The organism is Clostridium isatidis, from assembly GCF_002285495.1.
Taxonomy (GTDB): domain Bacteria; phylum Bacillota; class Clostridia; order Clostridiales; family Clostridiaceae; genus Clostridium; species Clostridium isatidis.
In genome coordinates, this window is sequence record NZ_CP016786.1 from 1,637,384 (window position 1) to 1,653,868 (window position 16,485).

Below are 16,485 nucleotides of genomic sequence, written 5' to 3' on the forward strand. Positions count from 1 at the left end.
CTAAAACAACCTATCGATTATATCCCTAATCTTCTTAGAATCAATACCGCCATTTTCAGTATCTTCAGTTATTATAAGATTTCCACCTTCTTCTACAGGTACTATACCATTTTCCCTATAGAGCTCTTTCTTAGCTTCCCATCTTTGTCTATAATCAGTATCAAACATCATTCCGCAATGCTCCCAATAATAAGTTTCTCCTGAAGCATCATCTTCAATAGTGAAATCTGGATAACGGGTAACGCCACGTACAATTAGTGGCTTTTCGTAGGAATAATCTATGCCTTTTTCAAATAAATGATCTGCAATAATGACCTCAGATTTAGATCTAACAAGCTCTCCTCTAGCTGTACGATGTATAAGTCTTTCCTCAAGGAAAGTATTTTGAACTTCAACTATTGAAGGAGCTTCAAAGAGGTTTGTATATCTTTTAGCAGCCTCACAATAGACTTCAGAAGCATACTTCTTCAGATCAGAAATTACTCCTTGATGTAAAACTATAATTCTTTCCTCTTGTCTTGTAAGAGCTGTATATAATAATTCTCTTGATAAAAGCCTACAAGGATTAGGCAATACAAGTACAACTATACCAAACTGACTTCCTTGAGCCTTATGAACCGTAAGAGCATAAGCTAATTCAAGTGTAGCTTCTCTCTCTTCTCCAAAATCTTTATCTGAAAAGCCATAGTGATAACCAATTTGGGAAGAAAATTCAATCTTAAGTTCCCAAGGTAATCCTTTCATGTTTTTAGTCTTAAATTGTCCTTGAACAACTCCAATTTCTCCATTTGCCAAATACTCTTGCGCACCTTCTTCAGGCCATACATTATCTCTTCTGTGATTAGCAACATTAATTACTTTATCACCATACACTATCTCCTCTATACCCATAGGTTTAGGTATCTTTCTCCATTTATAATTTGCAGACTCAACAGTACTTCTCTTAAAAGTCTCATGTATAAGCCTATTTATTTGAAATACACCTTGTGGCATGGTTTTAACTGGTGATAAAATCTGCCATTTTTCTGCAGTCTTTGCTGTGCCTTTATTAAAGTAAGTATAACCATTGGCTTCAATTGCTCCTAAAGATTTATCAAAGTTAACAATATCCTCTTTATCTTTTAGTTTAAGTTCCTTCACTAAGGTTTCAAGTAAAAGACTTTCGAGTTGCTCATTGGTATCCCATTTAATAAATTGTATTCTTGAGGATGAATTGTTTTTCAAAACTTCCTCAAAGATATCATCTTCTGCAGCTGCCATTGATCTGCCGCTAAACCATTCAGCCATTCTTAAATCTGATCTATCCTCTCCTGTCTGTCTTCTAGGAATGGTTAATTCTCCATAACCTTGTGCGACTTTAGGAAATATAGTTTCTATATTACTAGGCTTCAACTTTGCTACTATATCAACAAAAGGTCTACCCGGTCCAATTGGAGGCAATTGACTTGGATCGCCTACAAGTATTAACCTATGAACCCCTTTTAAAGATTGAATCAAAGCTGCAAGCATTTCTTCTGTTAGCATGGAACTTTCATCAATTATTACTGTCCTTGGTGCCTCCTCTGCCGGTCTATCAGACAATTTATACTGTTGTGTTCTATAATCAAATCTTTTACTTTTACCTAGATGTTGTGCCAAAGTACATGCCTTAATATCAATATTGCCAGTAAGTTTTTCTCCTAATTCTTTTATTACTTCTTCTACACGAACTCTTGCTTTTCCTGTTGGTGCTAGAAGTAACACTCCGCCTGCTGCTATATCTTTTTGACTGCATAATATTGATAATAACGTAGTTTTACCAGTACCAGCTGGTCCTATTAATATTGAAAATCTTGACTGTGACAATTCCTCTAAAATTTTAGTTTTCTCTACTCTTGCTCTTTCTTCCTTATCTCGTTCCTTAATAGGCATACTAGCCAAAGATCCAAAGGCACGGTCAACTGCTGCTCTCCAGTCTTCATTTATACTAATTCGTTTACCACCTAATCTCTTAGTAATTTCCCTTCTTATAATATCATCCATTTGAGCAAGCCTTTTAAGTTGATAGGCTCTAGAGCCATCTGCCATTTCTACTAGTTCAATTGCGCCCTCAAAGTAATTTTCAACAACCTGCATAATATCACTATTAATTTGGCAAGCAGGCTCAATTGAAAGATTTCTTATTTTTTGTATAATAAGTCCTTTTGGCTGAAGTGTATGTCCTTCTAAAGCAGCAGTTTCAAGTAAGTTAATAGTAAGCGCCCTAACTCTTCTTTTATCTGTACCTGTATCAACAGCTGAAGGTTCTTGAAGCGGAAACTTCTTTTGAATACTTTCTATAGGAAACACTCCCATATCAATAGTGGATAAACTAACCTTCTCAATGCAATTTCTAGTTGACTCGTAAATTAGATAAGGATTAGCAAGTAGTTCACTATCAGTACCTTTAATTAATTTTTGCTCTCTTTCTTCTTGGACATAAAGCAGCTGTGCTTGTAGTGAGGTTAACTCAAATCTGCTCAGAAGCTTTAATAAGGACTTTCTCTCTTCAGATAGTACACTCCAGGTTTCTTGCAAGGTTTTACCTATTCTTGAGGCTAATTGTGGTGAAAGATGCTTTTTCGGATCCATAAACATTTTATCTATATATAGCCAAGGATCTTCCTCTTCTCCAATCTTCTCCATTATTTCTTTTGCAACAAACATACCAAGTTCAATTCCAAAGGCATTTAATGCTGCTCCCAAGCCAGGATAAGCTCCTCTCATCTGCCATACTTCAGAGAGTTGTTCATTTATCCAATTTAAACCTCTATCCCAAGGACCACTTATGTAGTCTTTAATCTTAGTTAAAGCACTAGCACAGGAAAGTAAAGCATTTATAGCTGCATCATGAGTAACATGTTCAGTGGCATAAGAAAACTCCTCTCTTCTTTCATCTGGTGCAAAGGCTACAACTTCATTTATATCAAAAGTTGGATTTTCTTTTGAATATTCTATAAGCTCTGCATAGGGCATAATAAAGCCTTCCTTAAAATCTGGTCTTATTGAGTGCTTTATCATGGTTTCCCACAACATAGCTTTTGTATCTCTTGCCTCTGTATAATCATACTCTTTAGCTGGAAGCATTCCCTTTACTTTTCCGATACCTATGATGACTCTTTTTGAATCCTCTACAAAAGGTACTTGTTTAGCATAAAATATACAAAGAGATTCTCCAACTTCTATTTCCGAGAAAAAGTAATTCATAATCTCTCTTTGATTATATTTAGATTGATACCAAATAGTTTTAAAGGGAAGCTCAGGCTCCTTTGAAATATCAACTTTTAGTCCTAATTCTTCTTTTAAATACTTATAATTTTCCTTCATCATCCAACCAAAAGGAACTGCTGCTGCAGAATAAGCTGGATACTTTAGCAAAGTTGGTGCAAAGTGACCATGCGTTTCTGGTGAAGAATCCTTGTAAGGATGTGATACAAACCTTTCAAATTCAAAAGGAGCCATAAAAGTTCCTCTTTCTGCAATACAGCATGGCCATTTATTTTGTTCAAGAAACTCTATAGATTTACCAGCTACCTCTTCTTCAAGTTCATCTTCTCTTTGCTCTGCTATTCTCCTTAACCTTAAGCAGGAGTCATTATGGCTTGGATTAAGACATACTGTTCCTGACCACCCATTATCATGCCAAGGCACTCTTATAGATATATGTTTAATTATCTTCTTACCCAATTTTATACCCCCTCATATTATTTAAAACTCAATTTTTAAGCCTTCTCTAGCTATAATTTCACTCCCATTATATTGCAAAGTTATCCCCTTAATGCTTAGGCCTTCCTCAACACAAGTTCTTAAAAGTTCTTTATATTCCTTATAGTAGTCGTCTATAATTACCTTTCTTACTATAGGACTAAGAGAAACAAAATAATACTGTACTCTATACCCTTTATTAAGTAGCTCTCCAAGCTTCTCTAATTGGTGAATAGCTCTCTCCATTGGTACATTAGGAAAAGTTACCTCACGTTTTACTCCGATTATTGATTTTGCCTCTATTATAGTTGTCTGTTGTATTTATCAATCTCTAAAAAATAACATCCATTCATCTTTCAGAGAATGTTCTGTAATATTATTAGCATCAATAAAATAAACATAGGTATAGTTAAGAATATCTCCTAGGTCTTCTAAATAATCCTTCGAATAAAGAACATTTCTATCTGTTGCTACTATAATAAACCTTGGTTCACCATTATATCTTTCACTGTAGAAATCCACTAAAGCATAGGCCTTGAAGCTTTTAAAATTACTTCGTCCATTATGATGTTCATACTTTTCAAATACTTCCTTAAAATCTTCAGGAAACTCCCTATTACCTGTACCATCAGGAACTAATTCAAGCTTAGCAATAAGTTTAGGAGGTTTCATTGTGATATTTCTTTGGTGTTCTACCTCTGATATTCTTTCTTCTTTTCTTGCCTCTATATCAATTAAAGCAGCATTCATTTGGTTAATTAGTATAGTATTTTTGTTGTCTATATTATCCTGCTGATATTGAGCAAGTCTTTCAAGTGTATCATTGTACTGTCTTTGGAAGGTCTTATTCAAGAAATCACTTAACTTCTCAAGCTGTTTATCTCGCTTAGCTTTTATATTTTTTTCAATTCTGCAAGTTCTTTATAAACATAAGCTAAAGCTTCCTTGCTTTCAACCTTGTCCAATTGAATACAATCTCCACTAAAATTAAATCCTTGTAACCAATAGGTATCTAGACTCTCAATTTTGCCATTACTTCTCTTAGCAAAATAAAAAACTTTACTAATTAATTCTTTTCCAGTTCCATCACCTATCCCAACTTGATAAATCTCCACTGAGAGTGAATCTTTGCAGGGATATTTAATCATACATCTATCAAAGGCAATCTTTTCATACTCAGCCCTTGTAAGTTCTATACTTAGTTTAAATAAAGGATGGTCTTGGTTAATTAATGCTACTTCCTCTGCTTCAAGGGCTTTATGCGCAGTAAATTTATAGGACTCTAGGTTATCCTGAAGGTTAATTTTATTCTTTTTTGCAAAGTCTTTTATAAACTTTGGCAGTCTATCTATTCTAATAATTTTATTATCATTAGTTTCACTAAGACGTACTCTTTTTTTAGTTAAAATATTTTTACTGAAATTACTGTAAACTCTTACAGGTGTATGTTCTACAGAAAGTTCATACTGCTCTCTTCTTAGGCTTGTTAAATCGATAGCTTCCTCGTCAATTTTTTCTTTCTTATAAAATTCTAATAACTTCTTATGTTCCTCTGAAAGCACTTTATCCATATTAATAAGCACAGACTCTAGCTTCTCCCTATTTAAAACTGCTTGCTGCATCAAGGTTGGTAAGTCAAAATCATTATCCTCTAAAACCTCACCAATAAAATCATAGACTAAATCTGTACCTAAATCTTCTCGCATTTGTTCCATCTTATCAAGAAGCCTGGTCATAACCTCTCCCTCTCTTGTATTTTTTGCTACAAGATTGAAGACAAAAACCTCATTGTTCTGACCTATTCTATGTATACGACCCATTCTCTGCTCTAATTTGTTAGGATTCCAAGGAATATCATAGTTAATCATCTGATTACAAAACTGCAGATTTATAGACTCACCACCAGCATCAGTAGCTAACATAATCTTGCAAGCCCCTCTGAAAAGTTCCACTTGTTTTCTTCTTTCTTCAATAGAATACTTACCGGTAATTTTAGCTATTATATCTACATGATTAAGGAGCTTCCCTTCAAGATATAGCAGTGTATCCACAGATTCAGTAAAAATAAGTATTTTCTCACCTTTATTTAGTAAGCCCTCTTCACCAAAAAGAGTTTTTTCAAGTTCCTCATACTTTCTTTCTACTGAGGAAAATTTAAGCACTTCTGCTTTTTCAATTAAGCCTTCTAATACTTCCAATTCTACTCTCAACTCATCGAGGTCAATATTTATTATAGCCTTCTCCATTAAAGTCTCTAACTTTTCCTGAGTACCATAGTCTTCTTCCTCATATTGTTCAACTTCAGCTTCCTCAGTAGATTTCAATAATTTCTTTCTTTCCTCAAGAGTTACATTAAGAAGTTCCTTCAATCTCTCACTTCTACGTTTTAAGGATAAATAGATAGCCTCTATTGAGGAACTTAATCTTCTTTGGAGCAACATCATTGCAAAAGCAGTACTATTATTGCCATTATTCATCGCCTTATTAAAATAAAACCTTACATAATCCGTAACCTCTTCGTATAACTCTTTCTCCTTATCAGATAAGTTATATTCAATAGTTTTAGTTGTTCTTTTAGGAAACAAAGGTGTACCGTCAAAATTTTTTAAGTTCTCTTTAAGTCTTCTAACGATAAAAGGATTACTTTTATCCTTTAAAGACTCTCTTGCAGACACATTTGCAAAGATATCATAGTCCAGCAAACTCATAAGGTGCCTAAAATTTTCGGCATCCCCCTTATGTGGAGTTGCAGTTAATAGCAAACAATTCTCTACTTGTCTAAGTAAGCTTTCACCTAATTGATAGAGTTTTGTTCTAGTTACCTTTTTCTTTACTTTACCATGAGTATAAGCTGCTAGTTTATGAGCCTCATCAATTATAACTAAATCATAATCAGCTTCACTTAAAAGTACCTTTACATCCTCTCTAATAACCCAGAACATAGAGGCCAAGCAAAAATTGTTCTCTGCAAAAGGATTATGTCTTCTACTTTTTAGAGTCTCCCTTGTAATAATATCAAAGCTTAAACCAAACTTTTCGTAGAGTTCATTTTGCCACTGGGTTAATACAAGTGGAGGAACCAATATTAAAACACGTTGTAGCAGTTTTCTTGCTAGCAGTTCCTTTATAAGCATCCCAGCCATTATTGTCTTTCCAGCACCAGGATCATCTGCTAATAAAAAGCGCAGCTTGGGCATTTGAAGAAATCTTCCGTAAACCGCTTCTATCTGGTGAGGTAAAGGCATTAAATTTCTTCCTCCAAGAGCTCGGCTCTCTGAGTACTTTTCTTCTATTAGAAAGTTTTTAAATTGAAGAAAATGTTGAAGTTCTGAGGCTGTTAACTGAACTTGCTGTTCTTCAGAAGAATTTAACTTTTCTAAGGCAAGAATTTCATTCTTGTCTATCATTAATTCATAAAATCTTTGACTTTCTCTTCCTAAGGCTTCAATTAAATAATAATCCTCACTTACCTTTTCAAAATGCTTAATTTCTACAGTTTCAGGAAATTGCACTCCTCTAATTGTATCCCCCTGCTTCAGCATAATTCTTCCCCCTTTTAAAGGCTCAACATGTACGTATCTAGACCTTGTCTGTCAATTTTTATTTCTGTTGTATCTATTTCATTTATATTCAGCTTTAAATCAAAAGGAAATAATAAGTTCAAATTACTAATCATCGTTAAAGGCATAGTTTTATATTCAGACACACTTAAGAGCACCTTCAATAACCAGTTTTTTAACTTAACCTCTTCCAAAGCTGTTTTTTTGTTTAAGGTATAAACCTGATTTTTGCCACGTTCAATAATCCCCCAGGTTTTTAAGCTCATCAGAACTGCACTAGTTGCAACTTCAACACGTCTTCTATCTCCATATAACATTTTAATCCTTCTGCCCAGCTGTTGACTGGAAACCTCATTCTGTAATCTAAAAAGGTTACCCATTTCTTCAATAACATCTTTAAAAAAAGGATACGCTAGTAGAGTCATTCCCCAATGTAAAATTAATCGCTGTTCTTCTTCTAAAATTGGATATAATTCATAAGCCTGTTCCTTAATAGACTCCTGCTCCTTATCAACTAAGTACCAAATCTTCATAAGCATAGTAATAGCATTTTTTCTAGACTTATCTCCTTTTATATCTTGTTTAAGATACTCATCAAGCTTACCATACATATCTTTTCTGTCAGAAACTCTTGCTTCTTTTATTGTTACATCTAAATGCTTTAATTCAATTTTTTGATCAAAACCTACAGGTTTATGCATATTTAATTCTCCTTTTTGTTTTTTCCTACGATTTTTATAAAAGGTACAATTACCTCTTCTATACTCATTCCACCGTGACTAACAACTGTCTTCCCTTCTGCTACAAAAGCCTCTCCAGCTTTAGCCAATAGTGGGTACATTCCTTCAGGAAGAGCTGCACTATCCCAGGCTAGGGCCTTATACTTTTCTGCCGCTTCATCCCGTAGCACCTTACTGTTATATAACCTTAAGCGTTCACCTCTTGTATAAGCTAAAATTCCCTCTGTAATTTTTCCAACACCTCTACACTCTCTATTTCCATGATCTGAAACAATATAAAGCTCATAATTTTGCTCTAATAACCTTTCAAACAGTTCTTTTAAGTAGCCTTTCTTAAGCCAAATACTTATTTCAGCCTGTATGCCCTTGTAACCTTGTGTTGCTGAATGAACAAATTCATCAAATGTATCTATAACCACAGCAAGCACCTTATTATTAGCTTTAAAAGAAATTATTTCATCTTCACTATCTAAAGTGTTAACAATCTTTTTATAATCTACATAAAACTTTAATATACCCTGATTCTCCCAGAATAGCTGCCAATAATTACTCTCCTTTGAAGTAGTATTAATTGACTTTGAATAATACACTGGTAGTTCTCCAGCAAAAATAGCTTGCCTTGATATAGAAGTTATAGTTGGTATCCAAGCAAACACTCCATTTTCTTCAAATTCAAAAAAATCCTTCATACTATCTTTTATCTGAGACCATTGGAGCAAACTCATACAATCCAAAACAACTAAAGCAATCTTCTTAGCTTTTTTACTAGCTAAATAATGAGGAATATGCTGAAGCATAACCGGTTGTGGCAAATATGGTCTGTTTACCAAACCTTCATAGTTAATAACTAACCATTCTTGAAAACTTTTATCTATCTGCAGCTGTAATTGCTTTAGATTATTATTTAGTTCCTCATCTTCCCCTTCATTGATTTCTAAATTCTTTTTTATTATATCAGCATAAATGTAAGCCGAATCTATCCAATCCCTATATGCCATTTTACTACTGAGTTTCTCAGACAAATGAAAAATCTTTTCAACCAGCTTACTCTTTTCAGCTCCAGCATAATCAACTACTACACCAAACTCTGTCCAGCCTGGAAGAGCTCCTTTTGCCTCTACTTTTACTGCTTCAAGCTTTCCCTCAGCAAACAGGTTATCGAGTAATAATCTCACATCAGTATCAAAGAAAAAAACTTTATCCTTTTCAATTGTTGTTACAAGTTCACTTTCCTGTATTTGTGTTCCTGTTTTAACCAACTCCACGATAAAAGCTCCCCAAGCCTCTTGTAAGTAGTTATAAAAATAATTAGAAGACGTGAGTAGTTCTTTTAGCGGCAATTCTTTTATAGTATTTATACTTGAAAGTTTATCTATAATATAGTTGTTTATGATTTCAGGATAATCCTTATTTTTATAGTGCTTTGATAAGAGAAATTTTATTAGTTCCTCTTTAGTTTTAATAAACTCATAATGAAACCCATATAACTTCTTTAAAACAAACTCAAGGGTAGCACTATCAGAATTAGAACTACTATAGTCTTTATAAACCTCATACAAAAGATCAAGTTCCTCTTTATCTAAAGCCCTCACTATAGTTGGTGATAAGCTTGGAAATAAATCTCCAACACTTATATGTCTTCCTACTCCTTTAACTAAAAGATCATAAGGAATAGAATTTAAAACCTCTGCTTCACAGATTACTGCTAAATTTATTTTCTTAGCCTCTACAAGCTTGCTATATTTTCTCTCATAGATATATCTAAAAAATATAGGCTCCCTATATTCTACTACTGTAATATTTTTATCTTTTAGTCTTTTTTCAAGCTCATTATCTTTTAATAACCCATCAGGGTCTGCAATGAAAGAGAGAACCGGAATCGGTTCTCCAAACAGCAGCATTATATTATCTCTCCAACTCTTCAACTTATTACTCACATCCTTGCTACATGCCAAGCCTTATTTGAGCATTATCATAATACATTAATAGTTTATCGTCTTCCTGAAGTACATTTTCAGGTATCTTTCCTCCAACTTCAACTATAGTCTTATAATCTTTCTCTCCCCAAGCCTTCTTAAAACCAGCTCTAATAGCTTCAAGCCTAAACTGCTTTAGCTTCTTCTTACTTTTTCCTATTTCCTCTACATAAGAATTAAACTCTCTAAGTAGAGATTTTTCACGAAGTTTTTCTAAGTCCGCTTGTTTATTTGGATCAGGTACATACCATCTATCCTTTGCTTTTTGTTGGAGCTTAGGATCTTCTTTACTAAGTTCACGTAAATCCTTGAAGTTTGTACTTAAATATGCATGTATCTGACTTGGCACAGGACCAATTCCATCATACTTTAAAAAGTTTTGTTCTAATAATGTATCAAGTTCTGGAAGTTTTTCATACTTAGAAATATGTTGTAGTTCCTTCATAAAGTTTGGATGTAAATCTTGCCTTGTCTGAGGTTTCTTCATAAGCTGTTGCCTTAACCATTCAATTGCAGAGTTTTCATCTGAAACATATAAACTCATTTGAACAAATTCTTTAGCTAAAATTCTTTTTTTATCATATTCAGCGACTTGATTTTCTAAAAATACCATTCCATCACGCACTGGAAAACGTTGAACTACTCCAGATTGGAATTCTGCTGAAGATATTGGCACACTATATCCATTTCGCACATAATATGCTATCATTCGATCAAATAAAACTCTTGGTGTACGTTCAACTATTAATTCTGCATTACCTTTACTACCTATAAATATAGGTAGTTGTTGCAAATGGTTTCTTATGAAACTCCATACAGAAATTTCATTATTACTTCCTTCTTTAATCTCAATAAACATTTGCTCTGATGGTTTATATGCAGATATAACTAAATCTTGCTTGACTGCAGTTGTAGTTGTTAAAGCTTTGAAACTAAGCTGTTTTTTATCAAGAGCAGCTACATTAGCTATTATAAATCCAGCATTTTCAATTGATTCCTGAATAGCATTCCAAACACTAGCTTGTGAATTACTAAATGCAACCGTCATCCATCTTCCAGGTTTTAACACATAATACATATTTTCAAAACAATCTCTCATCAATTCCTTATAATTATCTAATTTTTTTCCTTGAAACCTATTAACTATTGCCTCACGTTCGTTATTTGTATATAAGTTGAGCCAGGACTCCCATAGATAATTTAATTCTGAATACATTAAATTTGCTCCAAATGGTGGATCAGTAAAAATGTAATCTACTGAGTTCTTTTTAATATTCAAATTTGATGAAGATTGTGTTGAAATTACTGGTACCCTTCCATTATTTAATGCTTTCATAATATCCATCAATTTTCTGCTTACTTGATTTAAAGGATTATTCTCTTGGGGAGTTGAACATATGTAGTAAGTTCCAGATGTTGTTCCTCCTTTTTTATTGGCTCTCCACCTATACATCCAAGTCAAATTTGGTATAGATGCCGTGAGCAAAAATAACCCAATTTTCGAAAACTTTGATTTCTTAATTTGATTTAATAATTCACCAATAATTATATTATTTCTTCTTGACATAAATTGAAATGTATACTCTATTCCAAGTGCTGATAACCTTCCTATTTCATCTCCATTAATTAAATTATTAGTAGGATAAAAAATATCTGTTTGAAATTCTTCAATAGTGCTAATCAGTTTCAAATCATCTTGATCAGGTCTTTTTTCATACCTTTTAGAACCTACACTATAATTTATTAGAATAGGTACACGTTTTACTTGCTTATATGTTTTTTTAGACAATTCATCAAACTTCACTTCAAATGCTCTATCCATATTATCTTTAGTTAAATTGGAATTGCATTTTTTACAATAAAAACTATCTTTAACATTTTCATTTTCTAAATCTACTGCAACATCCCAAAATATTACTTCTTCTTGACAATTTGGACAAATAAATACTTCGCTCCAAACTACATAATTTATTTCTCCTTTTACAACTTCACTACCTAAATTTATGGACGTTTTATTCTCTAAAGTATGATTAGTTAAATACATCCATCCATATTTTTGATTTACATCTTCAATTAATTTTAATGCATATCTTTGAAATTCATTCAAATTTATACTACTATTAAAAGTCGATGAAATATGAGTAGCTAATGGCGATAAATCATATAAAATCGAGTTTCTTTTTCCAACTTTTGAACTTACTGCTCCTTCGCCATCAACTATATCATCATTTTCTAAAACATTAATTCCAAGACTTTCAATATATTTTTTATCCTCACAAAATTGTGCAGCAACACCAGTCATACCAGTTCCTGAAAAAGCATCTAAGACTATATCTCCTGGATTAGTATAATGTAAAATATATCGCATTATTGCTTTGTGTGGAACTTTAGTATGATAACTATGTGCAGTATATATGGGATCATTCTTGCCTTCACTCACATCTGCTGCAAAAGGTTGTCTATGATATTCTTCTTCATAACCTTCATTTAATTCTTTCTTTTCATTCTCCCAAACATTTATAAAATCATTTATAAACGGATTAGGACACGCTGTATAATATGGAGGATCTGACAAGGCGAGGATATCTTCATCCTCACCTATTGGAAATCCTTCAATTTCCCTTAATTCAGGTAGCTTTTTCCTTAGTTCCTCAGTAAAATATGATCTTCTAGCTTCATCACTTTCAAAGGTCATACCTAAACATGTTACAGGTCCTTCTTTACTAGATTTATCTTCAAATAGTTCTAGCTGTTCAGTATATTCTTTAGCCATCTTATCTCTCCTTATTGCTTTTGTTCATGCTCAAGCATAATTCTTACTCTGCTTGTTTGATTAGTTCCTACTTTCTGCTTTAGCATTTGCTCAAATCTGAATCTTATGTCCTCTACTGTCATTGGGCTTCCCTTTCCCATTAACTCCTTTAATTCTTCTATTTTTATTTCTACCTTCTCTATTCCTTGAAGTAATAGCTTTATTGCCTCAATTAATTTATTATCAATTGGCAAGGTAAATTCGCCTTTATCCAATAACTCTTTGGTCAAGTTTTGTTGCACAGGACTTAATAAACTTATATTTGCTTTTACTTCTTTATCTTTAAAGTTATTCAACAATAACTCTGTCCATTGCTCCAACATAGTCTGTAGTTGTTCTTCATAGTTTGAAAGTCTGTCTCCCTTGAATACTACCTCATCTTTAGGTCTAAATTTGCAAGATGGACAATAAGCCTGAGTGTCAAGCTGAACCTTTGTAAGACTCCAGCAGGTTTTTAAAGCTGTAATATTCTTTACCAAACTTTCAAAATGAGCTTTAGGTAGTAATTCAATAGTAGCTAACTGTCTAAGTGCTGAAAGTCTTTTATCGTTCATAAGAGCAGTTTTTCTACTATCATCAGCAGCATTTAAGCGTGCTTTACTATGCAGCTCCAGGTAAATATCTTGATATTTCTTTTTTATGTCTTGAACCCTAACAAGTTCTGTTTGATAACCTGTTTCTTTCTTTATTGCTTCTAACAAATCTTCTAAAGCTATTAAAGCTTCTTCCTGCCACTCATGGTCAGAAGCCAAATGCTGTGAAGCAGTTAGAATATAATTAGCTAGCCCTTGAGCTTCATTTACTTTTTGTTGTAGTCTCTTAACTTTCTCAAGTAAATCTAACCCTGCCTTTTGTTCCTTAATTTCTTCAATTGTAAATTTAAAATTATTCAGTTTTGCTGGTGCATTGAACACAAGTAAAGCTTCAAGGAAAGTTTTTAACTTACTTAAAAGTTCACTGTATTGTTGTTGTTCTGCTACATTTAAAACCGTTCCCTCCCAACAAGGTATACCAGTTTTTACAGTCTGTAGGGTTATAACAACCTCATTAAGCAGCTTATTTACTTTTTCATTCAGTTGAATTACTCCATAGTTTAAATTCTGCTGCTGAAGCATATATTCAGCTAAATCAAGCAACTCGAAAAGTGCCTTCAAGGCAGGCATAGGAAGTCCGCTCGGTCTTTTAATATGGCTGAAATTAATAATATCAGTTATAGATAACTTCACAAGCTGATCTAGCTTCATAGCATCATATTGAGTTCCATTTATAGTTAGCACAATATCTCCATTATAAACTAAGGCAACAAGTACAACAGCAAATAATTCAGGTTCAATTTTCAATTCTTTTACTAATTCAACATCCTCTGTTCCCTGCATAGTATAGATAACTTCTATAAGTTCATCTCTATTTACTACTTGCCCTTGACCTTTTGCTTCTAAAATATCAGTTACCCATTTTGCAAAGCCAGAATTATCAAGCTTCACCTTTTCCTCCTGAAGCATTACCAAACCTTCTAATATTGCTGCACCACTCTTAGTTTTGTTTCCAGCCAAATATTTTATAGCTTCTTGAAGATATACTGGCCTATTATCTTTAGTCATAACAGTGTTAAGTTTAGAAAAATGAGGATATAGCGGATATTTTTCATCAAAATTTGAGGATAGATATGTAGCAGCTACATTATCAATTATTTCTTTAACACTTGCCTGTGGTGGTAAAGCTTTAGTTCCTTCAACCACTTTTTTAGTCACTCCCTTATAGGTAACCTCAAAGGCGCTTAAGAAATTATCTCTAAGCCACCTAGTAAGTCTCTGTAGATACTCTTTAGCTTTTTCCTCATACAAATTTTTTGTTCCTGAAGGAGCTGAGGCTGCCATTTCTCTACTTCCAGCATAAAATTTTAGTGAACGAATAAAACTTTCATCCTTTACTTTTAGCTTAAAGAATACTTCATCAGCCTTATTCTCATCTTTAAATTTAGGAACTTCGAAAATCTGAAGCATATATATATAAAAGTCTCTTGGTGGTTGTGCAGTTGAACGATCATTTGGTGCTCCAAAGAATAAATAACCTTGTCTAGTTACTTTACAGGTCCACCAAGGTAGTTCATAAGTCCATATTCTATAGCCAGTTATATAAGTATTTTTAGATCTTTCTGTTAACTGCTCTAGCACCTCAAAATAATATCTATCTAGCTGATCTCCTACCAAACTTTCTGCTCTTTGTTCAATAAGATCATCTACAGCTATATCCTTATTTATATCTATGTAATACTGACCGTTAGCATCATTGAAGGATATGAACTGCCAGCTAACAGTTTTTAATATTTCTTTTAATATAGACTCTATTGAAGTTCTAAGAAAGTCACCATCCTCATCAGCTACACTAGGATGAAACAAAAATAATCCATCCCTTAATTCTTCTGAAGTAACACCTAGCTTAGTATAAATATCACCAGTAGTTAACCTATTTACTGATAAAGCATATACTATCCTTAAAGCAACAGTCTTATAAGTTGGTCTAGTAAAAGCATTTTCAATTCTATCCTGTAGAATTTTTGACTTAGTCATTACTTCTCTAATATCAGGATTACTCTTTAAAGAGGTATCTGCCTCAATATATTGCCAGTAGCTATCGTAAGAAATCAAACCTGGTCTATCTTCAGGCACTTCGGTATTCAGTAGCTTTTTCATTTCATTACTAATCGTCTTAAGTATTACTCTTTTTTCTGCCACTATTACCTTTTCAAAGGTTGATATATAGGAAGGATGGATAGGGAATAACGAAACATACTCTTCCATTCTTTCATTTAACTTATCATAAAACTTAGTAAACTTTTGAAGATGCTCTCTTATAATTGCCTTTTGCTTTTCATCCTTCTTTAAGAGTCTTTGGGTTACAACATAAGCTATATCTTCTCTTACTATATTAACTTGTTCAAAACGCTCTTTAACTCTTCTTAATTGCTCAGCCACAAACTGAAACTTTGGATTATCAAAAAGCATCTCCTGAACACCAGAAATAAATCTAAAGCGTGTAAACCTACAAATTTCACCTAGCTCACGTAAAAAACCTAAGTCTAGTATTAGTTCTTGTGTTCTTCTTGTTCTTAAATAATCTAGTAACTCATCCACAACTACAAGTAACCCTTGCTCTGGATACATTTCATTGAATTTACCCATCATCTCTACAAAGGCATCTTTATTACTTCTTACCTTATCCATAGGTGGAAAAGTAAAATCTATTCCCATTTCTTGAAGCTGATAACTTATCTCTTCACAGATAAAATCTCTTAAAGTCATAGTAGTAGCACCAATTTCAGAGCGTATAACTTTAAACTTACCTTCTATTTCCTTTGCTCTTTTAGCTACCCTGGCATTATTAATTCTGTCACTGGTTCCCTCAGTTTCAGCAATAGTAGAAATAACACTCATTAAGTGTGATTTACCTGTACCATAGTTACCAACTACTAATAATCCTTTATTGTCTGCAGGTTTTTCAAATTGCAATTGTTCAATAATTACTTCATCTATTAGTTCTGCCATTCTGTCTGATATTACATAAGTATCAATTAAATTAAAAGCATAATCCTGCTGAGAGGTTTCTCTTAACTGAACTATAGACTCAACAGGTTCAAAATGAATCAATTCACTGTATTTCATATAACTTCCACC

At 33.2% G+C, this 16,485-nt stretch carries 8 protein-coding genes; all 8 read right to left on the reverse strand.

Annotated features, from left to right (window positions below):
* From BEN51_RS07755 to BEN51_RS07785, 8 genes are read right to left on the reverse strand one after another with little or no spacing between them, the layout of a single operon-like run.
* Nucleotides 1-3,705: an AAA family ATPase gene (locus BEN51_RS07755; protein WP_119865502.1), complete on the reverse strand. Its 3,705-nt coding sequence runs from the start codon at nt 3,703-3,705 to the stop codon at nt 1-3.
* Between the two features lie 21 nt (nt 3,706-3,726).
* Nucleotides 3,727-4,044, reverse strand: coding sequence for a DNA/RNA nuclease SfsA (locus tag BEN51_RS07760; protein WP_119865503.1), 318 nt, complete (start codon nt 4,042-4,044; stop codon nt 3,727-3,729).
* 3 nt (nt 4,045-4,047) lie between these two features.
* The gene (locus tag BEN51_RS13920; RefSeq protein WP_207652759.1) at nt 4,048-4,575 is read right to left on the reverse strand and encodes a hypothetical protein; all 528 of its coding nucleotides are present in this window, start codon (nt 4,573-4,575) and stop codon (nt 4,048-4,050) included.
* Nucleotides 4,576-4,616: 41 nt separating this feature from the next.
* Nucleotides 4,617-7,265 (reverse strand): DEAD/DEAH box helicase, encoded by a 2,649-nt coding sequence (locus BEN51_RS07765; protein WP_207652760.1) that lies wholly within the window; start codon nt 7,263-7,265, stop codon nt 4,617-4,619.
* A gap of 14 nt (nt 7,266-7,279) precedes the next feature.
* Entirely contained in the window at nt 7,280-7,984 is a 705-nt protein-coding gene (locus BEN51_RS07770; RefSeq protein WP_119865504.1) for a hypothetical protein, read from the reverse strand.
* Nucleotides 7,985-7,986: 2 nt separating this feature from the next.
* Nucleotides 7,987-9,924: a BREX-3 system phosphatase PglZ gene (gene pglZ / locus BEN51_RS07775; RefSeq protein WP_119865505.1), complete on the reverse strand. Its 1,938-nt coding sequence runs from the start codon at nt 9,922-9,924 to the stop codon at nt 7,987-7,989.
* A gap of 43 nt (nt 9,925-9,967) precedes the next feature.
* On the reverse strand, nt 9,968-12,772 hold the full coding sequence (locus BEN51_RS07780) for a DNA methyltransferase (RefSeq protein WP_119865506.1): 2,805 nt from the start codon (nt 12,770-12,772) through the stop codon (nt 9,968-9,970).
* Nucleotides 12,773-12,783: 11 nt separating this feature from the next.
* A complete protein-coding gene (locus tag BEN51_RS07785) occupies nt 12,784-16,473 on the reverse strand; it encodes a DUF6079 family protein (RefSeq protein WP_119865507.1) in 3,690 nt (1,229 codons plus the stop codon).
* Between the last annotated feature and the right edge of the window lie 12 nt (nt 16,474-16,485).

What these genes read in the sequence shown, in the direction of transcription:
- BEN51_RS07770 (WP_119865504.1), bottom strand. Translation starts at nt 7,984, where the DNA reads ATGCATAAACCTGTAGGTTTTGATCAAAAAATTGAATTAAAGCATTTA.
- BEN51_RS07780 (WP_119865506.1), bottom strand. Translation starts at nt 12,772, where the DNA reads ATGGCTAAAGAATATACTGAACAGCTAGAACTATTTGAAGATAAATCT.
- pglZ (WP_119865505.1), bottom strand. Translation starts at nt 9,924, where the DNA reads ATGCTGCTGTTTGGAGAACCGATTCCGGTTCTCTCTTTCATTGCAGAC.
- BEN51_RS07785 (WP_119865507.1), bottom strand. Translation starts at nt 16,473, where the DNA reads ATGAAATACAGTGAATTGATTCATTTTGAACCTGTTGAGTCTATAGTT.
- BEN51_RS07765 (WP_207652760.1), bottom strand. Translation starts at nt 7,265, where the DNA reads ATGCTGAAGCAGGGGGATACAATTAGAGGAGTGCAATTTCCTGAAACT.